Origin of the sequence: Parachitinimonas caeni, assembly GCF_030129945.1 — a bacterium.
GTDB classification, from domain to species: domain Bacteria; phylum Pseudomonadota; class Gammaproteobacteria; order Burkholderiales; family Chitinimonadaceae; genus Parachitinimonas; species Parachitinimonas caeni.
In genome coordinates this window covers 40,415-65,597 of sequence record NZ_JARRAF010000018.1, presented here as the reverse complement: position 1 = coordinate 65,597, position 25,183 = coordinate 40,415, and the positions used below count along the sequence as shown (strand labels likewise).

23 protein-coding genes are annotated in these 25,183 nt (G+C 56.4%); 16 read left to right on the top strand and 7 right to left on the bottom strand.

Going from position 1 to position 25,183, the window contains the following annotated elements:
* Nucleotides 1-11: 11 nt before the first annotated feature.
* The 3 genes from infB to rimP all read right to left on the bottom strand — a co-directional run bounded on the left by infB (nucleotide 12) and on the right by rimP (nucleotide 4,944).
* Entirely contained in the window at nucleotides 12-2,897 is a 2,886-nt protein-coding gene (gene infB, locus PZA18_RS15120) for a translation initiation factor IF-2 (protein ID WP_284101693.1), read from the bottom strand.
* A 51-nt stretch (nucleotides 2,898-2,948) separates the two neighbouring features.
* Nucleotides 2,949-4,421 (bottom strand): transcription termination factor NusA, encoded by a 1,473-nt coding sequence (gene nusA / locus PZA18_RS15115; protein WP_284101692.1) that lies wholly within the window; start codon nucleotides 4,419-4,421, stop codon nucleotides 2,949-2,951.
* A 94-nt stretch (nucleotides 4,422-4,515) separates the two neighbouring features.
* A complete protein-coding gene (gene rimP / locus PZA18_RS15110) occupies nucleotides 4,516-4,944 on the bottom strand; it encodes a ribosome maturation factor RimP (protein WP_284101726.1) in 429 nt (142 codons plus the stop codon).
* A 440-nt stretch (nucleotides 4,945-5,384) separates the two neighbouring features.
* Between rimP and fadD the strand changes: the two genes are divergently transcribed.
* The 4 genes from fadD (at nucleotide 5,385) to dapE (ending at nucleotide 10,235) form a co-directional block, all read left to right on the top strand.
* Nucleotides 5,385-7,073: a long-chain-fatty-acid--CoA ligase FadD gene (gene fadD / locus PZA18_RS15105; RefSeq protein WP_284101691.1), complete on the top strand. Its 1,689-nt coding sequence runs from the start codon at nucleotides 5,385-5,387 to the stop codon at nucleotides 7,071-7,073.
* Between the two features lie 408 nt (nucleotides 7,074-7,481).
* Nucleotides 7,482-8,633, top strand: coding sequence for a PilT/PilU family type 4a pilus ATPase (locus PZA18_RS15100; protein WP_284101690.1), 1,152 nt, complete (start codon nucleotides 7,482-7,484; stop codon nucleotides 8,631-8,633).
* A gap of 130 nt (nucleotides 8,634-8,763) precedes the next feature.
* Nucleotides 8,764-9,108 (top strand): ArsC family reductase, encoded by a 345-nt coding sequence (locus PZA18_RS15095; RefSeq protein WP_284101689.1) that lies wholly within the window; start codon nucleotides 8,764-8,766, stop codon nucleotides 9,106-9,108.
* Nucleotides 9,105-10,235 carry a succinyl-diaminopimelate desuccinylase gene (gene dapE, locus PZA18_RS15090; RefSeq protein WP_284101688.1) on the top strand — a complete coding sequence of 377 codons (1,131 nt, stop codon included), beginning with the start codon at nucleotides 9,105-9,107 and terminating at the stop codon, nucleotides 10,233-10,235. Before PZA18_RS15095 ends, dapE begins: the two co-directional genes overlap by 4 nt.
* A 148-nt stretch (nucleotides 10,236-10,383) precedes the next feature.
* Here dapE and PZA18_RS15085 read toward each other — a convergent pair whose 3' ends face one another.
* Nucleotides 10,384-11,259, bottom strand: a complete 876-nt coding sequence (locus PZA18_RS15085; RefSeq protein WP_284101687.1) for a LysR family transcriptional regulator — start codon at nucleotides 11,257-11,259, stop codon at nucleotides 10,384-10,386.
* A gap of 219 nt (nucleotides 11,260-11,478) precedes the next feature.
* Between PZA18_RS15085 and PZA18_RS15080 the strand changes: the two genes are divergently transcribed.
* Nucleotides 11,479-11,892, top strand: coding sequence for an EamA family transporter (locus tag PZA18_RS15080; RefSeq protein WP_284101686.1), 414 nt, complete (start codon nucleotides 11,479-11,481; stop codon nucleotides 11,890-11,892).
* 28 nt (nucleotides 11,893-11,920) lie between these two features.
* Here the strand turns inward: PZA18_RS15080 and PZA18_RS15075 are convergent, their stop codons facing one another.
* Together PZA18_RS15075 and PZA18_RS15070 are read right to left on the bottom strand one after the other, a co-directional pair.
* Nucleotides 11,921-12,211, bottom strand: a complete 291-nt coding sequence (locus PZA18_RS15075) for a hypothetical protein (RefSeq protein ID WP_284101685.1) — start codon at nucleotides 12,209-12,211, stop codon at nucleotides 11,921-11,923.
* An 81-nt stretch (nucleotides 12,212-12,292) separates the two neighbouring features.
* A complete protein-coding gene (locus tag PZA18_RS15070) occupies nucleotides 12,293-12,676 on the bottom strand; it encodes a hypothetical protein (RefSeq protein WP_284101684.1) in 384 nt (127 codons plus the stop codon).
* A 113-nt stretch (nucleotides 12,677-12,789) separates the two neighbouring features.
* Between PZA18_RS15070 and PZA18_RS15065 the strand changes: the two genes are divergently transcribed.
* The gene (locus PZA18_RS15065) at nucleotides 12,790-13,587 is read left to right on the top strand and encodes a substrate-binding periplasmic protein (protein ID WP_284101683.1); all 798 of its coding nucleotides are present in this window, start codon (nucleotides 12,790-12,792) and stop codon (nucleotides 13,585-13,587) included.
* Between the two features lie 87 nt (nucleotides 13,588-13,674).
* Nucleotides 13,675-14,520 (top strand): substrate-binding periplasmic protein, encoded by an 846-nt coding sequence (locus PZA18_RS15060; protein ID WP_284101682.1) that lies wholly within the window; start codon nucleotides 13,675-13,677, stop codon nucleotides 14,518-14,520.
* A 56-nt stretch (nucleotides 14,521-14,576) separates the two neighbouring features.
* Here PZA18_RS15060 and PZA18_RS15055 read toward each other — a convergent pair whose 3' ends face one another.
* Nucleotides 14,577-15,356: a dioxygenase family protein gene (locus PZA18_RS15055; RefSeq protein ID WP_284101681.1), complete on the bottom strand. Its 780-nt coding sequence runs from the start codon at nucleotides 15,354-15,356 to the stop codon at nucleotides 14,577-14,579.
* 268 nt (nucleotides 15,357-15,624) lie between these two features.
* Between PZA18_RS15055 and trhP the strand changes: the two genes are divergently transcribed.
* From trhP to PZA18_RS15010, 9 genes are all read left to right on the top strand, one after another.
* Nucleotides 15,625-16,968: a prephenate-dependent tRNA uridine(34) hydroxylase TrhP gene (gene trhP, locus PZA18_RS15050; protein WP_284101680.1), complete on the top strand. Its 1,344-nt coding sequence runs from the start codon at nucleotides 15,625-15,627 to the stop codon at nucleotides 16,966-16,968.
* Nucleotides 16,968-17,408, top strand: a complete 441-nt coding sequence (locus PZA18_RS15045; protein ID WP_284101679.1) for a hypothetical protein — start codon at nucleotides 16,968-16,970, stop codon at nucleotides 17,406-17,408. The genes trhP and PZA18_RS15045 overlap by 1 nt, the downstream gene beginning before the upstream one ends.
* A gap of 11 nt (nucleotides 17,409-17,419) precedes the next feature.
* On the top strand, nucleotides 17,420-18,250 hold the full coding sequence (locus PZA18_RS15040; protein WP_308447397.1) for a segregation and condensation protein A: 831 nt from the start codon (nucleotides 17,420-17,422) through the stop codon (nucleotides 18,248-18,250).
* 3 nt (nucleotides 18,251-18,253) lie between these two features.
* A complete protein-coding gene (gene scpB, locus PZA18_RS15035) occupies nucleotides 18,254-18,835 on the top strand; it encodes an SMC-Scp complex subunit ScpB (protein ID WP_308447396.1) in 582 nt (193 codons plus the stop codon).
* 84 nt (nucleotides 18,836-18,919) lie between these two features.
* Nucleotides 18,920-19,903: a chromate resistance protein ChrB domain-containing protein gene (locus tag PZA18_RS15030; protein WP_284101678.1), complete on the top strand. Its 984-nt coding sequence runs from the start codon at nucleotides 18,920-18,922 to the stop codon at nucleotides 19,901-19,903.
* A gap of 264 nt (nucleotides 19,904-20,167) precedes the next feature.
* On the top strand, nucleotides 20,168-21,256 hold the full coding sequence (gene hemH, locus PZA18_RS15025) for a ferrochelatase (RefSeq protein ID WP_284101677.1): 1,089 nt from the start codon (nucleotides 20,168-20,170) through the stop codon (nucleotides 21,254-21,256).
* A 279-nt stretch (nucleotides 21,257-21,535) separates the two neighbouring features.
* Nucleotides 21,536-22,237: a response regulator transcription factor gene (locus tag PZA18_RS15020; RefSeq protein ID WP_284101676.1), complete on the top strand. Its 702-nt coding sequence runs from the start codon at nucleotides 21,536-21,538 to the stop codon at nucleotides 22,235-22,237.
* Entirely contained in the window at nucleotides 22,221-23,651 is a 1,431-nt protein-coding gene (locus PZA18_RS15015; RefSeq protein ID WP_284101675.1) for a sensor histidine kinase, read from the top strand. The genes PZA18_RS15020 and PZA18_RS15015 overlap by 17 nt, the downstream gene beginning before the upstream one ends.
* 256 nt (nucleotides 23,652-23,907) lie before the next feature.
* A complete protein-coding gene (locus PZA18_RS15010; protein WP_284101674.1) occupies nucleotides 23,908-25,161 on the top strand; it encodes an ABC transporter substrate-binding protein in 1,254 nt (417 codons plus the stop codon).
* The last annotated feature ends 22 nt before the right edge of the window (nucleotides 25,162-25,183 follow it).

Genomic DNA, 25,183 nt, shown 5'->3' with positions numbered 1-25,183 from the left:
ACGTTGCTCAATTAAAGCGTTCTTGCGATTTCCACGATCTCGAAGACTTCCAGCTGATCACCTTCCTGGATATCGTTGAAATTGCGCAATGACAAGCCGCACTCAAAGCCACCCTTTACTTCCTTGACGTCATCTTTGAACCGCTTCAAGGAATCCAGTTCACCCTGATGAATAACTACGTTGTTACGCAATACGCGTACGCTGCTTGCCCGCTTCACAATTCCATCAAGAACTAAACAGCCAGCAATCGTGCCAACCTTCGAGATATGGAAGACTTGGCGAATCTCGACCTGACCTATGATCTGCTCCTTGCGCTCAGGTGCCAACATGCCAGACAAGGCAGCCTTAACATCATCTACAGCGTCGTAAATGATGTTGTAGTAACGAATATCGACACCTTCATTTTCAGCAAGCTTACGGGCAGCAGCATCCGCACGCACATTGAAGCCGATCACAACCGCCTTCGACGCAAGTGCCAAGTTGATATCTGATTCCGTAATACCGCCAACACCTGAGTGCAGAATATTTACACGCACCTCAGCAGTTGACAGTTTCTGCAGGCTATGGGACAGCGCTTCATAGGAACCCTGAACATCAGCCTTAACAATCACTGCCAATGTCTGTACTTCGCCTTCGCCCATATTGGCGAACATATTCTCCAGCTTGGCAGCCTGCTGCTTGGCGAGACGAACATCACGGAACTTCCCTTGGCGGAACAAGGCAATTTCTCGGGCTTTCTTCTCATCCGCCAGCACCATTGAGTCCTCACCGGCCCCTGGTACTTCAGACAAACCCAAGATCTCTACGGGAATTGATGGCCCCGCCTCGTTGATCGCGCGACCATTCTCATCAAGCATTGCACGGACACGGCCAAACACACCGCCAGCCAGCACAACATCACCCTTGCGCAAGGTACCAGACTGAACCAGCATCGTCGCCACCGGGCCGCGGCCTTTATCCAGTCTAGCCTCAATAATGATGCCTTTCGCAGGAGAATCTGTCGCGGCGGTCAACTCCAGAACTTCCGCCTGCAACAGTATGCCTTCGAGCAAATCATCAATCCCTTGGCCAGTCTTCGCCGAGACATTGATGAACATGGAGTCGCCGCCCCAATCTTCAGGCACTACCTCATGCGCCACTAGCTCCTGACGAATTTTCTCCGCATTCGCATCAGCCTTGTCGATCTTGTTTACTGCAACAACGATAGGCACTTTCGCAGCTTTGGCATGGTGGATTGCTTCAATGGTCTGCGGCATCACGCCGTCATCTGCAGCAACAACCAAGACAACTAAATCCGTCACTTTGGCACCGCGAGCACGCATGGCGGTAAAAGCCTCATGACCCGGCGTGTCTAGGAAAGTAATAACTCCGCGCGGTGTTTCCACATGATACGCACCAATATGCTGAGTAATGCCACCAGCCTCACCAGAGGCAACCTTGGCACGCCGGATGTAATCCAGAAGAGAAGTTTTACCGTGGTCAACGTGACCCATCACCGTTACCACTGGTGCACGCGGGATCAACTCATGCTCAATAGCAGCATCATCCCCCAGATATGCTTCTGGATCGTCCGTCTTGGCGGCCTGAGGTTTATGCCCCATTTCTTCCGCCACAATCATCGCAGTCTCTTGATCAAGCACTTGGTTAATCGTAACCATCATGCCCATTTTCATCAGTACTTTGATGACCTCTGCCGCTTTGACGGCCATCTTGTGAGCAAGATCCCCAACAGTAATAGTCTCGGGAATCAAAACATCTCTAACGATAGGCTCTGTCGGTTGCGTGAAGCTATGCTGGTTATCTCCACGAGACTTGCCACCTTTTTTTGACTTCCAATCACCGCCCGCATCTCCACCGCGAACCTTCAGGCCACGCTTCTTACCACCATCGCCCCACTCATTCTTAGCCGTAGCCGGACCTGCTTTCTTTCCACCACTAGGCTTCTTCTCACTGGTAGCCGCCGATGCTGATGTAGGAACTGCTGCAGGCTGAACTGTCTGTTGACGCTGAGCAGGAGATACCGAAGTCTTGTTCGGCACATTGCCCTTAGAAGCCGGCTTGTGCAGGGTATGCTCAGTCTGCTGGCGGGGTGCTTGCTTGATGGGCTCTTGCGTTGTTGCTACAGGCTTTACTTCAACAGGATTCTGAGCCTGTTGAGCAGCGAGCCTCTTAGCCATCTCACGCTCCTGCTTCGCCTTGATTTCCGCAGCCTGCCGAGCAAATAGCTCCGCCTGTCGCTTCGCTTCCGACTCGCGGGCCGCCAGTTCAGCAGCATCAATTGCTGGAGGAGCCCGCCGAACCACCTCTTCCGCAGCAACAACAGGGGCCGCCTCAGGGGTAGCCCCAGCCACCTCAGATTCAACCTCCTCGACCTTATTGGCCGCCATCTCTACATCCAGCTCAACAACCTTGGGTTCCATCACGACGTCCGGCTCGTGAGCAGCCGTAGCCACCTCTTCTACTATATTCTCAGGCTCTGCGATAGGCGTTACGACCGGCAACTCAACCTCAGCCTGCTCGTCACCTCCGCGGACGACACCCTGATCCAAATCCACTTCGGAATGCGCAGACTCATCCTCTTCGCCACTCCTTTGAACTGAGGAAGGCGCTTCTACTACGCGCTTTTTCTTTACCTCAACCTGGATGGTTCTAGCCTTGCCGGTAGCATCAGATTTTTTAATCTCACTTGTCTGCTTACGAGTCAGCGTAATACGCTGCTTATCGGTCTGCTGGCCATGCACCTTGCGAAGGTAATCCAGCAATTTCGATTTATCTTGCTCAGTCAACTGATCATCAGCATTACGCTTTTCAACACCTGCTGCACGCAACTGTTCAAGCAGCTGTTCATGCGGCATCTTCAGTTCTGCAGCAAATTGGCTAACATTCATTTGGGTCATTCGTATTCCTTGTGTGCCGAAGATACAGGCACGAGTCGCGTCCTCGTAAAGTCAGGCAAACCAGTGGGCGCGAGCAGTAATTATCAATTGTTTGGCAGCATCAACATCCATCCCTGCCATCTCGACCAAATCGTCCACAGCGAGGTCTGCCAGATCATCCCGAGTACCGACACCATTTGCCGCCAATGCGCGTGCAATATCGGCTGTCATACCTTGCAGATTGAGCAACTCTTCAGCCCCATGCTCAACCTGTTCTTCCTTCGCGATTGCTTGCGTAAGCAAAGCATCGCGAGCACGGCTTCGAAGCTCATCAACTAAAGCTTCGTCAAATGCTTCAATCTCCAGCATTTCAGCAATCGGAACATAAGCCACTTCCTCCAGCGTTCCAAAGCCTTCCTGAACCAGGATATCAGCAACTTCCTCATCTACATCCAAAGCAGAAATGAACAATTCTCTAACACGAGAAAATTCGGCCTGGTGCTTCTCTTCCGCTTCCGCAACGGTCATGATGTCGAGACGCCACCCGGTCAGCTCAGATGCCAACCGAACATTTTGGCCGCCACGTCCGATAGCTTGGGCCAACTGTTCTTCATCGACTACCACATCCATACTGTGGCTCTCTTCGTCCACCATGATCTTGCTGACTTCAGCAGGAGACAATGCACCGATTACAAATTGCGCAGGGTCTGCCGACCACAAGACAATATCAACACGCTCTCCCGCCAACTCGCCTGTCACTGCCTGTACCCGTGTGCCTCGCATGCCAATACAGGTACCCTGAGGATCAACACGTGGATCATTTGATTTCACGGCGATCTTTGCGCGCATTCCCGGATCGCGCGCCGCAGCCTTGATTTCGATAACACCTTCCTCAATCTCTGGCACTTCAAGCTCAAACAGCTTCATGATGAACTCGGGTGCGGTACGCGAGAGAATCAACTGCTGGCCGCGCCCATCACGATCAACCTTTAAGAGGTAAGCCCTAACTCTATCGCCAACACGTAAATTCTCTTTCGGGATCATGTGATCACGAGGCAACTTTGCTTCCAATTTCCCGCACTCGATAATCGCATTACCACGCTCGATACGCTTTACCGTGCCCGTGACCAGATGTTCACGACGCTGCAAGAAATCATTAAGGATCTGCTCTCTCTCAGCATCCCTGATTTTTTGCAAAATAACCTGCTTCGCAGTCTGCGCGCCAATGCGGCCAAACTCCACAGGCTCCAGCGGTTCTTCAATGTAATCGCCAATTTTCAGCTTTGGATCACGCTCGGCTGCGTCTGTAATGGCATATTCCTTCGATGGGAACTCATGCATGTCGTCTTCCACGACAATCCATCGACGAAATGTTTGGTAATCACCGTTATCACGATTGATTGTAACCCTTACATCCACATCATCCTGGAAACGCTTTTTGGTTGCAGATGCCAGCGCCAGCTCCAGCGCGCCAAACACGATCTCCGGATTGACGTTCTTCTCCCTTGCCAGTGCATCCACCAGCAATAGAATTTCACGACTCATTTATGCGCTACCTCCAACCGTAACGACGTCTTCAACGCCGACACTCATGCAATCTCTGGCATACATTTGAAATAGATAACCACTCAAACGCCAATCAGAACTTGGGGACCAACCTAGCCTTGTCGATTTGGGACAGCCCCAACCCAACGGTGGTTGACTCAACTTGCAGATTTACCACGCCATCGACCACGCCAAGAATGACGCCAACAAACACTTTTCTACCCTCAATCGGAAGTCTGAGCTTCACCTTGGCCTCATGACCGACAAAGCGAACAAAATCGGACTCCTTTTTCAGAGGACGATCCAAGCCGGGCGACGACACTTCAAGTCGATCGAAATCGATACCTTCCACTTCAAACAAGCGGGTCAGATGGTTACTGACAGTCACACAATCTTCAACCGTGATGCCCCCAGGCTGTTTGTCGATAAACACGCGTACCAAGCCCATGCCGCCGACCTCAAGATCTGCAAGTTCATAGCCTAGCCCAGGCAGAGTTTTTTCCAGCAATTCCAAAAGATTCATAACAACCAAGCACCGTCCAAGGAATTTTGCAAATCCTGAAACAGAAATAAAAAATGGGCTCAGAGCCCATCCTAGTAAACGCGGAATCGAAAATCGCCGCTATTGTAACAACTTATTGCCCGAAACGGAACATTACCCGTAAGCGACGAACCAAAAGGCTGCTTGGCAAGATCGGGGGTTTTCCCCAGCTTTCCGTTTCGGGTAGAGTATCAGGCGGTCAATCGCTTGCTTGGTAAAAGACTGCCATGCATTGGCTATAACAGCGGCAACCCGGTTCGCGATTTTATGGTATTTGACATGCCTTGACTCTTTGCACAGCCATAACCGTCTTTGTTAGATATGTGCTGGAGAAGAGTGTTCAACAGCTTATTGCTTTTGGCAAACTGCGTCAGCAGCTACGATTATACGGATCAGACCGCCACATAACGGAGTAGACAAAAATGGAGAAAATCTGGCTCAAGAACTACCAACCCGGAGTCCCTGAGGAAATCGATCTGAACGAATTCCGCTCCGTGGCAGAGGTATTCGAAAAGAGCGCGCAAAAATTTCGCGACCGGCCAGCTTTTGCCAATATGGGAAAGGTAATGACCTATGGCGAGGTAGACAAAGCATCGCGGGACTTCGCGGCTTTTCTACAAACCGAACTAAAGCTGGTCAAGGGCGATCGTGTAGCTGTGATGATGCCCAATCTGTTGCAATACCCGATTGCAATATTCGGCATATTGCGGGCCGGCCTGACCGTCGTGAATGTGAACCCGCTGTATACGCCTCGCGAGCTGGAGCATCAGCTGAAGGACTCCGGCTCTACCACCATCGTCATTGTTTCCAATTTTGCTCATGTTCTTCAGGAAGTCTTGCCTAAAACGCCGGTCAAGAATGTCATCGTCACCAATATTGGTGACATGCTGAGCTTTCCGAAGTCCTTGATCGTCAACTATGTCATCAAGAACGTGAAGAAAATGGTGCCAGACTGGAATATCCCTGGTCATGTCCCCTTCAAGACTGCTCTGACAGTGGGTTCCCGGCAGGCGCTGAAGCCTGTTGACATAGGCCACGAGGATATCGCCTTTTTACAGTACACGGGCGGTACCACCGGGGTCTCCAAGGGCGCGATGCTGATCAACCGCAACATCATCGCCAATATGCAACAGGCCCATGCTTGGCTACGCCCCTTGGTTGAAGAAGGCAAAGAGATCATCGTTACCGCCTTGCCGCTGTATCACATCTTCTGTCTGACAGCCAATTGCATGGTCTTCTCAAAGATTGGCGGCCTGAACCTGCTGATCACCAATCCTCGGGACATTCCTGGTTTCGTTAAGGAAATAGACAAATACCCGGTCACCTGCATGACTGGCGTCAACACATTGTTCAACGCCCTGATCAACAATCCTGACTTCGGCAAGATCAATTTCAAGACCTGGAAAATGGCTCTGGGTGGGGGCACGGCGGTACAGAAAGCCGTCGCTGAGAAATGGAAGCAAGTGACCGGTGTACCGCTGGTTGAGGCGTACGGGCTAACAGAGGCATCGCCAGCAGTGTGTATCAATCCGATGAACCAGCGCGACTACAACGGCACGATTGGCGTACCTGTGCCTTCAACAGAAATCGACCTGCGTGACGAGGAGGGCAAGCCGGTAGCAATGGGGGAAGCTGGCGAATTGTGCGTGCGTGGCCCACAGGTGATGAAGGGTTATTGGAACCGGCCTGATGAGACCGCCAAAGTCATTGATGCGGACGGCTTTTTGAAGACCGGCGATATGGCGATGATCACTCCGGATGGCTTCGTGAAACTGGTTGATCGGAAGAAGGACATGATTCTGGTATCCGGTTTCAACGTTTACCCGAACGAAGTCGAAGATGTGGTAGCAATGCACAGCGGCGTGTTAGAAGTCGCCTGTATCGGCATACCTGATGATAAGTCAGGTGAGGTGGTGAAGGTCTTCGTGGTGAAAAAGGACCCCAATCTCACCGATAAAGATCTGCATGAGCACTGCAAAAAGAACCTAACCGGCTACAAGCTTCCAAAGTACATTGAGTTTCGTAGCGAGTTACCCAAGACCAATGTCGGTAAAATTTTGCGCCGGGCATTGCGCGATGAGGAAGTTGCCAAGAACAAAGTTCCCGCCTGACTGGACGTTCTCTTCATGGCGGCGTTTCGCTGCCTCGCAACAAGCCAGAAGCCCGCGATCAGCGGGCTTTTTGCTGTCTGACAATTCCAGGAAGCGGTCTACACTGAAATCTGCGAATCCATCAACAAGCCGTGCAGCGCCCCTGCGTCACTTGACACCCATCACATACAGGATGGTAGGGGCTTTGCTGAAAGTGCCTATTATTTAGGTTTGGATTCAGAAACATACCGAACAAAGGCGCTTGCGACAGTCAGGTAGCGCCTTTTCCCGCCCCGCAGGTCGGGTAGCGATTTTAGGACAGCGTGCTAAACTCGCCTGCCGAAGCTGCTTCAGGACAAGCGGTTCGGTACCCTGCCAATACGGCCACTACACCGATATTTGATTGCCAGTTACCAGAAATACATAGCCATGAACCTGCTGCCCTATTTCAAATTGATGGCCGAGCGCCAGGCCACCGACCTGTTTGTTACTGCTGGCGCCCCAGTCCAGGTCAAGATCCAGGGTGTCATTCACCCGGTGAATAAACAGGTTTTGTCGCCGGATCACGTCAAGCAGCTTGCATATGAGCTGATGAACGACGAGCAAATCTCCGACTTCGAGCGCGATTGGGAAATGAACTTTCGTCAGGGTGTAGAAGGCTTGGGTAGCTTTCGCGTCAACGTATTCAAGCAACGCGGCAGTGTCGCGATGGTGATCCGCTACGTCAAAGCCACTTCTCCCGGTATCGAGGAATTGCGCCTGCCAGAGGTTTTGAAGTCGCTGATCCTGGAAAAGCGTGGTCTGATCTTTCTGGTGGGCGCAACAGGCAGTGGCAAGTCATCAACGGTAACGGCGATGTTGGAGTACCGGAACAGCACCACCCCTGGTCACATCCTGACCATCGAAGACCCGGTCGAGTATTTGTATACCCACAAAAAATCTATCGTCAGCCAACGCGAAGTGGGCATCGACACCCACAGTTACTCTGATGCACTGAAGAACGCGATGCGGGAAGCGCCCGATGTTCTGATGATCGGCGAGGTTCGCGACAAGCTCGTCATGCAGCAAGCCATGGCCTACGCACAGGCAGGTCATTTGTGCATCTCCACCCTACACGCCAACAACAGCTATCACATGCTCAACCGTATCATTAACTTCTTCCCGCATGATGCGCGCGAGAGTCTGTTGATGGACTTGTCGGTGGCATTGAAGGCCGTGATTTCGCAGCGTTTGGTCCGCAATAAGCGAGGGACGCTGACACCAGCGGTTGAAGTCTTGGTCAATTCGGCGCGGATTTCTGAATTGATCAAGAACGGCGAGATCGACCAGATCAAGGATGCCATGGAGAATAGCCTTTACGAAGGTTCCCAGACTTTCGAGCAGGCGCTGTACAAACTGTTCAAGGAAGGTGAAATCACCTATGAGGAAGCCTTGAAGAATTCGGATTCGGCCACCAACCTTGCATGGCTGGTGAACAACGCTCAGTCACTTGAAGAGTTGGAAGCCCAGAAAGCCGCCAAGACTGGGGAGCGAGCAGCCCCTCCTGCCTCCGATGTCAGTTTCAACATCGACTTGCATTGAAACGGGGCTCTGTTGAAATTTCAGTTTTGGCGCAAAGCTGAAACCTCTTCAGAGCCAGGAATCACCCTCTGCGGGGCGAGCCAGGAGGCTCGCCTTTTTATTTTTTATGCCTCCAAGGACCTATGACAGCATGAAGATGTACGGCATCGTCAATTGCAGCACCATCAAGAAAGCCCGTGACTGGCTGGAAGCCGAAGGCAAGGCCTACGAATTTCACGACTACAAGAAGCAGGGAGTGCCCGCCGAGCGCCTTGACCAGTGGCTGGCCCTGCATGGCTGGCAGAAAGTCCTGAATCGCCAAGGTACAACCTGGCGCAAACTCAGCCCCGAACAGCAGGCTAGCGTGGTGGACAATGCCAGCGCCAAAGCACTGCTGCTGTTACAGCCTTCGATGATCAAACGTCCGGTGCTGGAAGTGGGCAATGCCGTGTTGCTGGGCTTTGACGAAACCGCCTACCGGGAGGCCACCGCATGACTGACCGCACTCTGGCACTGACTGAACGTCTGCTGCGGCTGAAGTCCACGACTCCGGATGATGCCGGCTGTCAGGATGAAATGGCAGAACGTCTGGCTCCCCTGGGCTTCAAGCTGGAAAAAATGCGCTTCGGGGATGTTGATAATCTGTGGGCACGCCGGGGCAATCGTGGGCCGGTACTGTGCTTTGCCGGGCATACCGACGTCGTCCCCACCGGCCCCCTCGGACAATGGCATAGCAACCCGTTCGAGCCAACCCATCGCGATGGCTTGCTGTATGGCCGTGGCGCTGCGGATATGAAAGCATCGCTGGCTGCTTTTGTTACCGCCATTGAAGACTTCGTTGCCGAATATCCTGAGCACAATGGCTCAATTGCGCTGCTGATTACCTCGGATGAAGAAGGTAGCGCTGTTCATGGTACGGTGAAGGTCATCGAAGCCTTACGACAACGGGGTGAAGCCATCGACTATTGCATTGTCGGCGAGCCGACCTCGGCGGAAGTATTCGGCGACACCATCAAAAACGGCCGGCGTGGTTCACTGTCGGGTCATCTGCTGATTCAGGGGATACAGGGTCATATTGCCTACCCGCATCTGGCAGAAAATCCGATCCATCTAGCCGCCCCGGCCTTGGCAGAACTGGCCGCCATCCGCTGGGACGAGGGAAATGCATTCTTTCCGCCGACAACCTGGCAGATCTCGAATATCCATGCCGGCACAGGGGCGACCAACGTGATCCCTGGCGAGCTTGATCTCAAATTCAACTTCCGCTTCAGCACCGCCAGTACGGTAGAGGGACTCAAGCAGCAAGTGCATGACACCCTTGATCGGCATGGTTTGCGCTATCAGCTCGACTGGACCCTTCATGGCAAACCCTATCTGACACTCCCAGGTGCCCTGTCGGATGCCATCAGCGCCAGCATTGAGTCCGTCTGCGGCGCCAGGCCCGAGCTTTCAACGACCGGCGGAACTTCGGATGGCCGCTTCATCGCAGAGTGGTGTCCGCAGGTAGTCGAGTTTGGTCCGATCAACGCCACCATTCACAAGCTGAATGAGTGCGTAGCCATTGATGACCTGCCCAAGCTATCCGCCATTTATAAAGGTGTGATGGAACGTCTGCTGTGCTGAGTGCGCAGCAAGCACCCGAGGGGAAGAGTCGCTGAAGGAGTAAGCATTCCCCTCGCTGGCTATCGGGCGCTTCGGGCAGACCGGCGATCCGTCCGCGTCATTGCGTGCGATGGCAACGGCGCGACCGGAAACAAGATGTCAACAGGCCTTAAGCCGTTTGCGCGGCAATACCGCCAATCTCACGCAGGAACAATCGGCATAACTCATCAGTAATCGGATCACCCATCGTTGTGGGCTGACGGAACACACCGATCGAAACCGGTGGCAAAGGCGGCAATCGCTCATCGACGACGCGTTGCACGCCACGAGGCACCGCATCCGGCAACAAGGCCGTCAGGCCCAGCCCTGCCTGCAAGGCTGCCTGAACCGCCTGATAGCTGGGGCTTTCAAACATGATCTGCCAGGGCATCTGCGTGCGATTCAACGCGGTCAGGATGGTGGCGCGCCAAGTGCAAGGCGGCGCAAACATAATAAGCGGTAGCGGGTCTGGCCATGCCTGCCCCATTGCGCCCAGCCACACCAGCGGGCAGGCAAACATACCCACCGGAGGCTGAGGAATATCCTCTGCCGCTGCAAGATCCGTCACCAGCACATCAAGCTCACCCTCTATGAAGGCTTGGCTCATCTGACGCCAGGGGGCAACCTGCACCTCCAACCGTAGACCCGGATGAACAGCTGCGAAATCCGCCAGTACATTCGGCAAACGCGCACCGATCAAGTCTTCAATCAGTCCAACCTTACGTAGCAGGTTGCCCGCCTTGGCCGGCCCCCGCATATCCGGCACCACCTGATCGGCCAAAGCCACGATGCGCTCAGCGTAAGGCAGCAATGTCTCTCCCGAAGGCGTGAGGCTGATACCTCGTGTTGAGCGTACCAGCACAGCCTGCCCCAGCAACTCTTCAAGCTTGCGCATCTGCTGGCTCAGGGCGGGTTGTGTGCGGCCCAGCAAGCTGGCCGCACGATTGATGCTGCCGTGCCGGACGACCATCACGAAAGCCCGCAGCAGAGAGGTATCAATATCCATTGGTATAAACAAGTCTTATAACTGACATCACAAAGCGCATTCTACCGATAACCAGAGTCCGCCGTTAAGATGACAGTAAGCTGCTTTTTATGACAACTCATCCAAGTCTGCTGCACGTCGTTACGGATGCCATCCAGTCGAGAAATCTGGAATACCCCCGCTGGAAACAGGCAGACCACTACGCCGCAGATCTGGAACCGCTAATCAAAGACTCTCGCCATGTATATCGCCGCCTTATTGATTGCCGCCATCGGCTCTGTCGTCTACCACCTGTCCGTCAAGCAAGTACCTGCAGACAGTAACCCTTTTCTGGCGCTGGCTATCAGCTATGGCTTTGCCTTGATTGCCTGCATCGGTGGCATGGTCCTGTTTCCGGCAGGGAACCGCAGCCTGGCGGCGCTCAACTGGAGCAGCGCGGGTGTTGCACTTGGCATCGTCGGCATCGAGGTCGGTTTCGTTCTGGCATATCGCAGTGGCTGGCATGTTGGGCAGGCCGCCCTCAGTACCAATGTTTTGAGCACCTTGCTGCTGGCTCCACTTGGGTACTGGCTGTTTCGGGAGCAGCCATCCGGCAGCAAGCTGCTTGGCATGAGCCTGAGCTTTGCCGGACTCTGGCTCATGATGAAGAAGTGAGGGGGCGACCAGCATCGGCCGCCCGGCTTTAGTTTCGCTCGATCAAGCGATGACTGGCACTGGAGTCCAGATCCAGCCCATAGACCCGTTTGAGGTCGGCAATCCGCGCCAACGTTTGCGGGCTGAACGGGGTCTTGCCGTCAAAGGCATGCAACACAATACCTTCCATCAGATCACCAAGGCTGATGTCATGGTATTCGGCCAGCGCTTTCAGCACTTTGAGCATGCGCTTTTCAATCCGCAAGCCGGTTTGCACCCGCTCCACCACCAGAGCCTCTGTCGGTGTCTCGGTTGGGCTCTTGTTGATTTGGTCAGTCATTACATCCTCCACGTCATCATTGATCTTCGAATTTGATATTTGCATTTGCTTTCCGATTGAGAAGCGAACACGCACGGGCCTTTATTCGCCACGCCGCTCCAGCACCAGACGCTGACGAGCCAGATCTGAGCCCAGAGTCTCGGGGCGGTAGTAGCTGTTCAGCAACGTCCGCTCCGACAAATCAGGGTTAGCCATCAGAAACGCTTGCCAGTCATTCCCTTCAAACCGCTCCAGGCGATCCGCCACAATGCTCATCAACGCCAAAGTCAGCGTTTCGTGGTAGAGCCCATCCTTGCCGATTCGTGCGGTAAATGCCTGCAAGGCATTACGCATACTGACCGCAGCATCCAGAAAGGGCTGGTGTCGCAGATAGATGCAGGCTGCCCGTATATGCGCTGCATGATTGAATTGCTCGGGTAGCAGCTCGCCACTTTCCAGCGCGTCGATAAACTCCAGATCTGTCATGACTCATTCCAACACAAATAACATGTTACCAATGTAACAAAAATAAGAAGAATTTTCAGCAAGTCCCTGATCTTGTTCTAAGAATGAAAGAGGGTTCAGTCTCCGGATTCTGCATGATGTGGTTACGATCAGGTGCGGCCTTAGCTTGGCTGCTGATAATGGCGCTGATCCAGCCGGTTCGGGCAGAGCCGCTGCTGGTGCGGCTCGCCTATGTCGATACCGATTCGCCCCCCTTTTTGAATGGCAATGGCGCAGCCGCCGCCACCCCGCCCGGCCTTGCGGTTGAGCTGGTACAACAGGCCGTCACAGATGCCGGCTTTCGTCTGGAGTTGGTGCGATTGCCGCAGTTGCGCATGCTTAAAATGCTCGAAGAGAGTCAGGTAGACGGTGCTTTCATCTTCTCGTATACCGAAGAGCGGGCCAGGAAATTCATCTACCCGACCAAAACCGGACGACCCGATCCCAGCTTGCGAGCCACCCACATCATCTACCGGGCCTATCGCCGTAAAGATGGCAACGCCAGCTGGAATGGCAACACCTTTGAAAACCTGCAGAAGCCGGTTGGGGCCAACACGGGCTGGGTCATCGTCAGCACCCTCCGGGAAAAAGGCGTAGAGGTGGATGATGGCGCGTCTGGCACCCAGGGCAATGTGGGTAAACTGCGCCTGGGACGGGTTGATATCTATGCAGGGCTGGAACCAACGGTCGATGCCTATCTTGGCAGCAACAAGATTGAGGACATAGAAAAAACCGGGCCACCTTTATTGTCTCGCGACTATTACCTGATTTTCAGCCGCAACTTCTTTAGCGAAAGCCCTGCCGCAGCTCAACGCATCTGGCAAAAGCTGGCAGCAGTGCGTGAGAGGATGGAGGCGCAGCTATACAGGCAGTATCAGGCGGGCAACAACTGAACTGGGCAACCGGGCTTGGGCTCTGTTGACGTTTTGTTTCCGGTCGCGCCATAACCATTTTGCCCACCGTTTCCTTAGGGTCTGACCATGCGCATTGCCTTCAAGACATGCCAAACAGACAACCACTCGTGGCACCTTGCTTGTCGCGTGGTACTCCTGCTTGCCTGCCACGGTCTGCTCTCGCCCCCTGCTCTGGCTGCAGAGCCGCAAACCATCCAGCTGGTGTACTCCGACGTGGATGTCGCACCTTTGGCGCTCGGGAAAGGGTCGGAAATACCCAGTCAGCCAGGCACAACCGTCGAGCTGATCCAGCGTGCCGTGGCGGAAGCCGGCTATAAGCTCAAGCTGACGCGCCTGCCACCGCTGCGCATGTTGAAGTCGTTGGAAGAAAGCGAGGTCGATGGTGCTTTTGTCCTGTCGTATACCGAAGAGCGGGGCCAGAAATACATCTACCCGATGTTGAACGGTAAGCCCGACAGCAGTCTACGTGCGGCCCATATTGAGTACCGTGCCTATCGTCGTACCGGCTCGACAGCACTCTGGAATGGCCAGACCTTTGAGAACCTGCAAAACCCCATTGGTGCCAATACGGGCTGGGCCATTGTCAGCGACCTGAAAGCCAAGAGCGCACCGGTAGATGATGGCGGTGCAGATTACGTCGCCAATTTCGGCAAGCTCAAACTCGGCCGGATCGACCTGTTTGCCGGGCTGGAGCCTTCGGCTGATGCGTATATCAAACTCAACAATATCAAGTGGGTGGAAAAAGTCGGCCCACCACTGCGCTCAGCCGACTACTTCCTGCTGTTCAGCCGAGGCTTTTACGCCAGCAATCGCGAAGCGGCGCACAAAATCTGGCAAAAACTCGCGGTTGTCCGCGAACAATCCGAGAATGATTTGTATCGCAAATACTTACCTGCACAAGCCAAGCCCTGACCATCATCCACCGCAAAGGCGATCACTCCCCACCGTAGCCCCCTGCCCAGGCAAGACTAATCAAAAGCGTAAGCATCCATGGCCAGCACACCGAAGCTGAAGCTCCGGTGCAAGGCAAGCCCCCGGCCCGAATCGCCAGCGCCCAGCGCCACCAGCAAAGGCAGAAAATGCTCTGGCGTTGGATGACAGCGTTGCGCATGTGGGGCTTGCTGACGCCAATCCTTGATGGCCTCGACATCGCCAGCAGCCAGCGTCGCCTCCACCCAGTCTGCAAATTCGAGGGCGTAGGCTTCTGGCGCATCGTTGATCTGGTGCGACCAGACCTCGCGCAGATTGTGAGTCAGACTACCACTGCCCATCACCAGCACTTGCTGATCACGCAAAGTCGCCAGCAAACGTCCCAGCTCGACCTGAGCTCCGTCGGAACGGCCAAGATCAAGCGATACCGTTACCACCGGAACCTTGGCATCCGGATACATCAGCAACAAGGGCACCCAGACCCCGTGATCAAGCCGGACATCGGTCTGCGCGCCAGCCTGTATGCCGGATTCGCGCAGGTGGCCAATCAAAAAATCAGCCAGCTCGGGGTCGCCGGGGCAGTCATAGTGCAAGTCATTCAAGGCTTCGGGGAAACCAGAGAAATCGTGCCAGGCCGTGTGATGGGCCGAGCGGCCGACCCAGACCCCTCGACCGGCAGCATGCGCTGACACCACCACAATCGCGGTCGGTCGTGGCCACTGCGCAGCCGCCCCCTCCAGAAAGTCGCGCGCGGGGATGCCATCCAGCGGCAAGGTCGGTGCGCCGTGTGAAACAAACAAGGCAGGTATGCGAGCCATAAAAAGTCCCTCTTCTGTTTTCCCGGTTCATCGGCCAGATGCGTATCCCGCATCGTGCATCAACTTTTGCGCTGGCCAGACCAACCAGATCGTTCATGTCAGCTTAGCTGATTATGCTGCAGATCCGGCCAAGTCCCTATGGCTTGCCACACCTGCCAATAAACCCCTGAGCCAGCATGGCTTTTCCGCAATATCCCCGAGATTGCGGTAGAATCGTGCCTATCGTAACGCCCCGCCTGACGGGGCGATCTGCTTCTGGAAGCCTCCCATGCAAACGCCTGAACTGCTACTCCCCGCCGGTGATCTCGACCGGATGCGCACCGCCTATGATTTCGGTGCTGATGCCGTCTATGCCGGCCAGCCTCGCTATTCGTTACGTGCCCGCAATAACGACTTCAAACTCGAAAACCTGAAAAAGGGCATTGATGAAGCCCACGCCCGAGGCAAAAAGTTGTTTGTTGCCAGCAACATCCTGCCCCATAACGCCAAAGTCAAAACCTATCTGGCGGATATGGAACCTGTCATTGCCATGAAGCCCGATGCCCTGATCATGGCCGATCCAGGCCTGATCATGATGGTGCGTGAAAAATGGCCGGAAGTGCCCGTCCACCTCAGCGTACAAGCCAACACCGTCAATTTCGCCGGCGTCAAATTCTGGAAAGCACTAGGGCTTACCCGCATTATTTTGTCCCGCGAACTGTCGCTGGACGAGGTTGAAGAGATTCGCCAGCAGTGCCCGGACATGGAACTGGAAGTTTTCGTCCACGGCGCGCTGTGCATTGCCTACTCGGGACGTTGCCTGCTATCAGGCTATTTCAATCACCGCGATCCCAACCAGGGCACCTGCACCAACGCCTGTCGCTGGGATTACAAAGTCCATGACACCTTCGAAAATGATGCGGGCGACGCTCAGGTCATCCAGTTTGATTTTAAGAAAGCCATGGACGAAGCCAACAACGCCTTTGCTTCGGCCGGTGATACGCCCCGCCACCCGGCCGCCGACAAGGTTTACTTGATCGAAGAAGCCAGCCGCCCTGGCGAACTGATGCCGATCATGGAAGATGAGCACGGCACTTACATCATGAACTCGAAGGATCTGCGCGCCGTCGAACACATCGAGCGCCTGGTGAAAATCGGCATTGATTCGCTCAAGATCGAAGGCCGTACCAAGAGCCGTTACTATGTCGCCCGTACCGCCCAGGTTTACCGTCAGGCGATCGACGATGCCGTCGCGGGCCGCCCCTTCAACCCGGCATTACTGGCCGATCTGGATGGTCTGGCCAATCGCGGTTACACCGATGGCTTCTACCAACGCCATCACAGCCACGAAACCCAGAACTATCTGGATGGCCATTCCAAGTCGAAACAGAGCCAGTATGTCGGTGAGGTCTTGCGCATTACCAACGGCTGGGCTGAAGTGGAAGTGAAAAACCGATTTGAAATTGGCGACCAGATCGAAATCATCCATCCACGAGGCAACCGCATCGTCAAACTCGAAGCCTTGCGTGGCAAGAATGGTGAGCCGATGCAGGCTGCGGCCGGCAATGGTGTGGTAGCCAGCATTCCGCTGGAGCCAGGATTCGAAGGCGCCTTGATTGCGAGGGTATTCTGATGAAACATACGCTGCTGAAGAGTTTTTTACTGGCTGGCTTGCTGGCACTGCCCCTTGCCGCCCAGGCTGCCATTGAAGGCCCGGCCGACTTCGGCAATCTGGGCATTGGCACCAGCAAGAAAGCCGAATTCACCGTCAGCAGCAATCGGCCCCGCAAGCTGGGTGCGGCCACCATCACCAGTCGTGGCACCATTGCCTGTGCCGCGATTGGCTGTGAGCACGATAACGGGGCACTCTTCAACATCCTGGAAGATGGCTGCAAAGGCCGGAAACTCCGTGCTGGCGAGACCTGCAGCATTACCGTTGAATTCCGCACACCAACCTTCATCGTGCCGCCCCAGTTGCCGCCGCAAGGGCAAGGCTACAAAGCGGTATTGAAGGTGCCGGGAGCGGGAGAGCTGGATCTACGTGGCGTCATGGGCGCCGCTGCCGACCGCTGATCTGCTACGCCGTGAGTGACCTCGTACCGCCGCCACTGCCCCCCATTGCCCTGTTGTTCGGCCAGCCCGTCACCGAGCTGCCGAACGACCTCTACATCCCCCCCGAAGCCTTGCGAGTATTACTGGAAAGCTTCGAGGGACCGCTTGATCTGCTGCTCTACCTGATCCGCAAGCAGAATATCGACGTCCTCGACATCCCCATGGCCATTATCACGGCGCAATACATGGAATATGTCGAAGCCATGCAATCCTCCCAGCTGGAGCTGGCGGCCGAATACCTGCTGATGGCGGCGCTGCTGATCGAGATCAAGTCGCGCATGCTGCTCCCCCGCCCCGTGGCTGAAACGGAGGAAGCCGATGATCCGCGCGCGGAGCTGGTTAGACGGCTGCTTGAATACGAGCGGATGAAGCTGGCAGCCTACGAGCTGGACCAGCTACCACAGGCTGGGCGGGATTTTTCCTGGGTGGAGGTGTGGATAGACCGCGAAGCCACCGAGCGCCTACCCGAGGTGCGTCCGGCCGATCTCAAACAAGCCTGGCTCGGGATTCTGGCGCGGACGCGACGCAATAAACATCACACCGTCAAACCCGACGAACTCACGGTGCGCGAGCAAATGACGCTGGTGTTACGACAACTGGCGGATGGTCGTTATCACGAGTTCCAGACACTGTTTGACCTGAGCAAAGGCGTACCGCTGCTGGTGGTCACCTTCATCGCCGTGCTGGAGCTGGTGAAAGAGTCGCTGATCCACGTCAGCCAGGATGCCGCCTACGCCCCCATCTACGCCCGCCTCGCCACCGCCAGCGACGATACGCTGGAACCCACCCTGCAACTGGACTGATGCATGTCTAGCCTGATCCACGAACGGCGCCACATCAAGACCGTGCTCGAAACCGCCCTGCTGGTCGCCACCGAGCCACTCAACCTCTACGACCTCAAGCGCCTGTTCAGCGAAGAGCTGAAAGGTGAGTTCCTGAATACCCTGCTTGAAGAAATCCAGAGCGACTGGATCGGCCGAGGCGTCGAGCTGGTCAAGCTGGCGTCGGGTTGGCGCTTCCGGGCGCGGCTCGAATTTCAGCCCTATCTGGATCGGATCAACCCGGAAAAGCCACCGCGTTACTCGCGTGCGGTCATGGAAACACTGGCCATCATCGCCTACAAGCAACCTGTCACCCGGGGCGAAATCGAAGAAATCCGTGGCGTATCGGTATCGACCCAGATCGTCAAAACACTGGAAGAGCGGGGCTGGATCGAAGTGGTCGGCTATAAGGAGACCCCAGGCCGACCGGGGCTGTACGCCACGACGCGACAGTTTCTCGACGATCTTGGCCTGAGCAGCGTACGCGAGCTGCCCCCCCTTTCCGAACTGGCCGGTCTCACCATCGACCCCTCGCAACCGCAAGCTGAAAGCGAGCCATCCCCCTGAATCGCATCCTGATCGTTTATGCTGAAACAGGCCGGATCGGAACCGCTTCCGGCGTTCTGCAAAACGCTTCTTCTGGAGTGACTCATGCCTCAAGCCGACTGGCTTCTGCTCTTGCTAACCCCTCCCGGCGGTCAATCCGGCGGCCGGATTCGATTGTGGCGCACACTGCGCAGCCTGGGTGCTGCAGCGCTACGTGACAGCACCTATCTGCTGCCTTATAGCAGCAACCACGAGGCGGCACTTGCCGAAGTGGCCGACAGCCTGCAGGCCGAGGGCGGTGAAGCTCAGCTGTTGCGCATCTGTAGCCGCAGCGCCAGCCAGGAATCGGGGTTCCGTACCCTGTTCGAACGGGATAATGACTATCAGGAATGGTTGCACGGCTTTGAGCAGGCTCGGCGCGAATGGATACAGCTAGACCCGCCGACACGCCTTCGAGAGTACGAGACCTGGCGTCACCGTCTGCAGGAATTGGTAAGCACGGACTTCTTCCCGGCGGCGGCTTTTGACAATACCTGCGCCACCTACCTGGCCGCTTTCCGCCAGGATTGCCCCGGCCACGCCGCACCAAACTTCGAAACCTGCGAGCTTGACCGATCACCTGCCGATAGCGAACCAACACCACCCGAGCCCGCCCCTGCTGCCGCCGCACAGCGACCGTTTGACCCGGCCGACTATCAGAACCGGGTATGGGCATTACCGCTATGCAGCGACGCCACGATTCTGGCGAGCGCCTGGCTGATCTGCCGGCATATCGACAGCGACGCACAATTGATCTGGCTGGCTGATACCGACACGCCTCCCAGCCAGGCGGTGAGGATTGGGGTACCCGGCGCACCGTTCGGCGGCGAATATTCGGCCTTTGCCGACCTGTGCGAACGCTTCGGCCTCGACAAGCCACTGTTCGCCCGCCTGGATGGCCTGACCGCCGCCATCGACAGCGGTGACTTGAGCCATCCTCAAGCTGCCGGCATCGTGGCTCTGCTGGCCGGTATTCGTGATGTCAGGCCACTCACCGAGCGCAGCCGGGCAGCGCTGCAGTTGTTTGACTGGCTGGCGGACGGCGCCTGAGCTGATCGGGCGCTGTTGACGGTTTTTTTCCGATCTGGAAATAAGCCGTCAACAGCACCCAAGCCCCGACGCCAACGGCCAGCACACCCCCATCCAGTGCTGAACCGGACTTCACTTTGTCCTCGGGCCGACTCGGTCCTGCACGCTTGGCGCCCGGAAAGAGATGCCGCCAGCGTGTTGACATCAGAATCAGCGCAATTCAACCACGGCGCCGGTCAGACGGCCTGCTATCATCCTGACCACCGTTTCTTAATCCACCCAGACATGCGCTACTTGCCCGAACCTTCGTTTCGTCACGATGCCACGACAGGGCGCGTTGGCATCCTGCTGATCAACCTCGGCACCCCCCAGGCACCCACCGCCGCCGCGCTCCGGCCCTATCTGCGCCAGTTTCTGTCCGATCCGCGAGTCGTCGAGATCCCACGTCTTATCTGGTGGCCAATTCTCAACGGCTTCATCCTGACCACCCGGCCCGCCAAATCTGCCGCCAAATACGCACAGATCTGGACCAAGGAAGGCTCGCCACTGGCCGTGTATACCCAGCGACAGGCCAAGCTGCTGCAAGGCTATCTGGCCGAGCTGGCCGACCAGAAACTTATGGTGGATTACGCCATGCGATATGGCTCACCCAGCATCGAGCAAAAGCTGCAGGCGATGAAAGCTGCCGGATGCGACAGGATTCTGATCGTTCCGCTCTATCCGCAGTACGCCGCCAGCAGCAGTGGCAGTGCGCTCGACGAGGTGTATCGCGTACTCAGCCATATGCGCAACCCGCCGGAAATCCGCACCATCAAACACTTTCATGATCACCCGGCCTATATCAATGCGCTTGCAGGCCAGATCCGCAACCATTGGCAACAGCACCGCCGCCCGGACCACCTGCTGATGAGTTTTCATGGTGTGCCGCGCTATACGCTGGACAAAGGCGATCCCTACCACTGCGAATGCCACAAAACCGCCCGCCTGCTGGCCGAGGCCTTGGCCTTACCCAAGGGCAGCTGGTCGCTGGCGTTTCAGTCACGCTTTGGCCGCGCCGAGTGGTTGAAGCCCTATGTCGTGGATGTGCTGGGTGATCTGGGTCGCAAAGGAACCGGCACACTCGATGTCGTTTGCCCTGGTTTTGTCTCGGATTGCCTGGAAACGCTCGAAGAAATCGCGCTGGAAGCCAGTAAGACCTTTACCGAGGCGGGAGGCAAGCAATTCCGCTATATCCCTGCCCTGAACGACCAGCCGAACTGGATTCGTGCGCTCGCCCAGATCGTCCAGCCCCATCTTGCGGGCTGGGAAAACACCGGCGGCACTACGGATGCCGGCCGGCCAAGTCGAGCCAAGGCACTGGGTGCCAGCCAATAAACCCACGGACAAGACGGCCACAGCAGGTGATGCCCGCATATTGATCGCTGCGGTGCAGCATCATCCTTGTCCAGACAAGTCTGAAAATCTTTTTTATATTGTCGGTGGCGCAAAGCTGGCGAACCCGACTGCAGCAGGCTGCAAACAGCACTGCGGCTCGGGTTACGACCTTCCAGAGCCGGCTCCAGGCTCCGACCCATCAGTGGCGTAGACCGCACAGGTCGGGGCTGTTCTGGCACCGGTTCATATAAATATCACCACCAAAGTGAGAACGGGCTGATGAAATTATTTCTTGCCGAAGATGATCCCATCTTGAGCGATGCGCTGTTGACCAGCCTCTCCCAAGCCGGATTCAAGGTGAGCCATGCCACCAACGGGACCGACGCAGAAGCCAGACTGATCGGAGAAGACTTCGATGCAGCGGTACTCGACATTGGTCTACCGGGAATTGATGGCCTGACCGTCCTGCGCGCGGTACGCGCGCTCAAACCCAATCTGCCCATCCTGCTGCTGACTGCACTGGATGGCGTGGAAGACCGTGTCGCCGGGTTGAATGCCGGCGCCGATGACTACCTGCCCAAACCTTTCGATTTCAGCGAGCTGGAAGCCCGATTGAATGCCCTGATGCGGCGGAGCAAAAGTCTGCAGCCCGACATCACCACCATCGCCAACCTGCGCCTGGACCGGGTTGGCCAGCGCGCCTGGGCAGGCGAGGTGCCGCTGGTGCTATCTGCCCGAGAACTGGAGGTGCTGGATGTGTTGGTCACCCAACGCGACAGGGTCGTGCCCAAAGAACAGATCGTGTCGCTATTGGCGCCGGAAGGGGGGGATCTGGGCGCCAACGCCATAGAGGTGTACGTCCATCGTCTGCGCAAAAAGCTTGAGCCGTGTGGCGTGGAAATCTGTACGGTGCGCGGTCTTGGCTACCTGCTGCAACAGCGCAAGTCACAGCCAGAACAATCGGATGCCACAGCGGTTTAGCTGGCCACTCCGCCTGGGTCGGCAGCTGTCGCTCAAGCGGCAGCTGCTGCTCTGGCTGCTCGCCCCGCAGCTGCTGCTCTGGCTGGCTGCCGCCTTCGTGACCTTCGGTGTTGCCCTGCGTTACACCAATCTCGCTATCGACCAGAGCCTTGCCCAATCCAGCCGGGCCCTCGCCCGTCAAGTCAAGCCGCTTGATGATGGCCTGCTGATCGACTTTCCAACCGCTGCCCGCGATATCCTCGAAGAAGATCCTGAAGACAAACTGTATTACATGGTGAGCACCCCGCCGGGCCGCTTCATCCTTGGCAATCGTGACCTGCCGGCCTTCCCGCCGCAAGACAAGATCGAGTTGAGACAACCCTATTTCTACGACGGGGTGCTCAATCAGCAACCCGTCCGCATTGCTGCGCTCTACCTGATGATCGGCACGGACGCCAAGCCCCAGCTGATGCTGGTCCAGGTTGCCAAAAGCAACAGCGCCCGCACCGAGCTGGCCAAGCAGATCCTGTTCGCAACCGTTATCCCCTTATCCGCCCTGATGCTCGCCACCAGCCTGATCGTCTGGGCCGGGATCAGCCGTGGCCTCTCCCCCCTGCGCCTGTTGCGGCGGCAGGTCGAAAATCGTACGGCTCGCGACCTCACACCGCTGGAAATCGAAAATGCCCCAACCGAAGTCCGAGCCTTGGCTTCCGCCATCAACACCCTGCTGGGCGAAGTCAACCGCAACGTAGCCGCCCAACGCCGCTTTATCGCCGACGCAGCCCATCAGCTGCGCACACCACTTGCCGGCCTGAAATCTCAGACTGAACTGGCTCTGCGCGAGCTGGATAATCCCAATTTCGACGCCAGGGCCCTGCACGCACGGCTGGAAAATGTCGAAACCAGTACGCGCCGCAGCATTCATCTGGTCAACCAGCTGCTGGCGCTGGCACGCGCTGAGCCTGACGCCCCCATCAACCGCGCCCCCCTTGACTTGTCCCGCCTGGCCCGAGACATCACGGCCGAAGCGGTCCCGCGAGCGCTGGCCGCCGGGCTGGACCTTGGCCTGGCCGATGACTACCCGCCCCTACTGGTCAGCGGCAACGAAGCACTGCTGCGCGAGCTGGTCGCCAATCTTATCGACAACGCCATTCAGTACACCCCCTCGGGCGGGCACGTCACCGTCAGGTTGATCGACCAGGCCGACACCCTCACCCTGCAGGTTGAAGACAATGGCCCCGGCATCGCCGATGTAGACAAGGAGCGCGTGTTTGAGCGCTTTTACCGCGTTCAGACCAGCGGCAAAGGCTGTGGACTGGGGCTTGCCATCGTCAAGGAAATCGCCCGCCGCCACGGCGCCAGCCTGACCCTGTCCGACGCTCAACCGCATGGACTCATCATCAGCCTGCACTTCGATCTACGTGCAGACCCTTGATCTTTCAGCGATCACATAGCATTTCCTGTGCGCCGCCTGATGAATCAGGGCAGGTGCCGCCAGCAAGCCTCACGAAGCTTACCGATAGCTTACAAAATACTTTCCATTCTCTGACTTGCTAGCTATATTAGCGGGACACGGCGCTCAGACCTGTTCAGATCGTGCGGGGCAAATTACTGGCTGACAGTGATTCATGGCAGATCTTGACTGGGTTTTCCAAGCCGGGTTTCAACATCCAATAATCAGGAGTAGAGACATGAAGCAATCCCGTACACCGCTACACGCCCTCATTGCCGGAATCGGCCTGCTCGGCGCCACGGCCCTCGCCCATGCCGGCGAAGTGGAAGTGCTGCACTACTGGACCTCCGGCGGCGAGGCCAAATCGGCAGCCGAGTTGAAAAAGATGATGGCCGCCAAAGGCCATACCTGGAAGGATTTTGCAGTAGCTGGCGGTGGCGGCGAAAATGCCATGACCGTACTCAAAACCCGCGTCGTATCAGGCAACCCACCCACTGCCGCTCAGATCAAAGGCCCATCGATTCAGGAATGGGGTAATGAAGGGGTGCTCGCGAATCTCGACCCGGTTGCTAAAGCCGGCGGCTGGGACACCCTGCTGCCACCCGTCGTCGCCAATGTCATGAAGTACAAGGGCAACTATGTGGCGGTGCCCGTCAATGTTCATCGCGTCAACTGGATGTGGGTGAACCCGGAAGTCTTCAAAAAAGCCGGTGCCAAGATCCCCACCACCTGGGATGAATTTGCAGCAGCCGCCGACAAGATCCAGAAAGCCGGTTTCATTCCGGTCGCCCACGGTGGCCAGAACTGGCAGGACGCGACCGTCTTCGAATCGATTGCGCTGGGAGTAGGCGGCGCAGATTACTATCAGAAAGCTTTCGTCAAACTCGACGCCGCCGCATTGGCCAGCCCCACGACCGAAAAGGTTTTCGATACGCTGCGCCTGGTAAAGAAATACACCGACAAGGACAGCCCCGGCCGTGACTGGAATCTGGCCACCGCCATGGTCATCAATGGCAAGGCCGCCATGCAGTTCATGGGTGACTGGGCCAAAGGCGAATTCACTGCTGCCGGCAAGAAACCCGGCACAGACTTCATCTGCGCACCCGCTCCTGGCACCGCCAAGGCTTACACCTTCAATATCGACAGCTTCGTCTTGTTCTCGCAGAAGTCGAAAGACATGAAAGTGACCAACGATCTGGCCGCTTCCATCCTGTCTCCCGAGTTTCAGGAAGTCTTCAACCTGAACAAGGGTTCGATTCCTGCGCGCCTGAATATGCCCAAGACCAAGTTCGACGACTGCGCCCGCCTGTCGATGGACGACTTCGTTGCCACGTCGAAGAGCGGTGGCCTGGTGCCTTCATTTGCCCACGGCATGGCCATGCCCAGTGCTACACAAGGCGCGGTCGTGGACGTGGTATCCAACTTCATGAACTCCAGCATGAGCAGCAAAGACGCCGTGCAAAAGCTCATCGCCGCCTCGAAAAAGCGCTAAGCACCCCTCTGGCGTCAATAGA

What these genes read in the sequence shown, in the direction of transcription:
- dapE (WP_284101688.1), top strand. Translation starts at nt 9,105, where the DNA reads ATGACTGACCGCACTCTGGCACTGACTGAACGTCTGCTGCGGCTGAAG.
- PZA18_RS15085 (WP_284101687.1), bottom strand. Translation starts at nt 11,259, where the DNA reads ATGGATATTGATACCTCTCTGCTGCGGGCTTTCGTGATGGTCGTCCGG.
- PZA18_RS15075 (WP_284101685.1), bottom strand. Translation starts at nt 12,211, where the DNA reads ATGACTGACCAAATCAACAAGAGCCCAACCGAGACACCGACAGAGGCT.
- rimP (WP_284101726.1), bottom strand. Translation starts at nt 4,944, where the DNA reads ATGAATCTTTTGGAATTGCTGGAAAAAACTCTGCCTGGGCTAGGCTAT.
- PZA18_RS15015 (WP_284101675.1), top strand. Translation starts at nt 22,221, where the DNA reads ATGCCACAGCGGTTTAGCTGGCCACTCCGCCTGGGTCGGCAGCTGTCG.
- infB (WP_284101693.1), bottom strand. Translation starts at nt 2,897, where the DNA reads ATGACCCAAATGAATGTTAGCCAATTTGCTGCAGAACTGAAGATGCCG.
- hemH (WP_284101677.1), top strand. Translation starts at nt 20,168, where the DNA reads ATGCGCTACTTGCCCGAACCTTCGTTTCGTCACGATGCCACGACAGGG.
- PZA18_RS15065 (WP_284101683.1), top strand. Translation starts at nt 12,790, where the DNA reads ATGATGTGGTTACGATCAGGTGCGGCCTTAGCTTGGCTGCTGATAATG.
- PZA18_RS15010 (WP_284101674.1), top strand. Translation starts at nt 23,908, where the DNA reads ATGAAGCAATCCCGTACACCGCTACACGCCCTCATTGCCGGAATCGGC.
- PZA18_RS15020 (WP_284101676.1), top strand. Translation starts at nt 21,536, where the DNA reads ATGAAATTATTTCTTGCCGAAGATGATCCCATCTTGAGCGATGCGCTG.
- scpB (WP_308447396.1), top strand. Translation starts at nt 18,254, where the DNA reads ATGTCTAGCCTGATCCACGAACGGCGCCACATCAAGACCGTGCTCGAA.
- PZA18_RS15030 (WP_284101678.1), top strand. Translation starts at nt 18,920, where the DNA reads ATGCCTCAAGCCGACTGGCTTCTGCTCTTGCTAACCCCTCCCGGCGGT.
- PZA18_RS15060 (WP_284101682.1), top strand. Translation starts at nt 13,675, where the DNA reads ATGCGCATTGCCTTCAAGACATGCCAAACAGACAACCACTCGTGGCAC.
- PZA18_RS15080 (WP_284101686.1), top strand. Translation starts at nt 11,479, where the DNA reads ATGTATATCGCCGCCTTATTGATTGCCGCCATCGGCTCTGTCGTCTAC.
- PZA18_RS15045 (WP_284101679.1), top strand. Translation starts at nt 16,968, where the DNA reads ATGAAACATACGCTGCTGAAGAGTTTTTTACTGGCTGGCTTGCTGGCA.
- PZA18_RS15055 (WP_284101681.1), bottom strand. Translation starts at nt 15,356, where the DNA reads ATGGCTCGCATACCTGCCTTGTTTGTTTCACACGGCGCACCGACCTTG.
- PZA18_RS15100 (WP_284101690.1), top strand. Translation starts at nt 7,482, where the DNA reads ATGAACCTGCTGCCCTATTTCAAATTGATGGCCGAGCGCCAGGCCACC.
- nusA (WP_284101692.1), bottom strand. Translation starts at nt 4,421, where the DNA reads ATGAGTCGTGAAATTCTATTGCTGGTGGATGCACTGGCAAGGGAGAAG.
- PZA18_RS15095 (WP_284101689.1), top strand. Translation starts at nt 8,764, where the DNA reads ATGAAGATGTACGGCATCGTCAATTGCAGCACCATCAAGAAAGCCCGT.
- trhP (WP_284101680.1), top strand. Translation starts at nt 15,625, where the DNA reads ATGCAAACGCCTGAACTGCTACTCCCCGCCGGTGATCTCGACCGGATG.
- fadD (WP_284101691.1), top strand. Translation starts at nt 5,385, where the DNA reads ATGGAGAAAATCTGGCTCAAGAACTACCAACCCGGAGTCCCTGAGGAA.
- PZA18_RS15070 (WP_284101684.1), bottom strand. Translation starts at nt 12,676, where the DNA reads ATGACAGATCTGGAGTTTATCGACGCGCTGGAAAGTGGCGAGCTGCTA.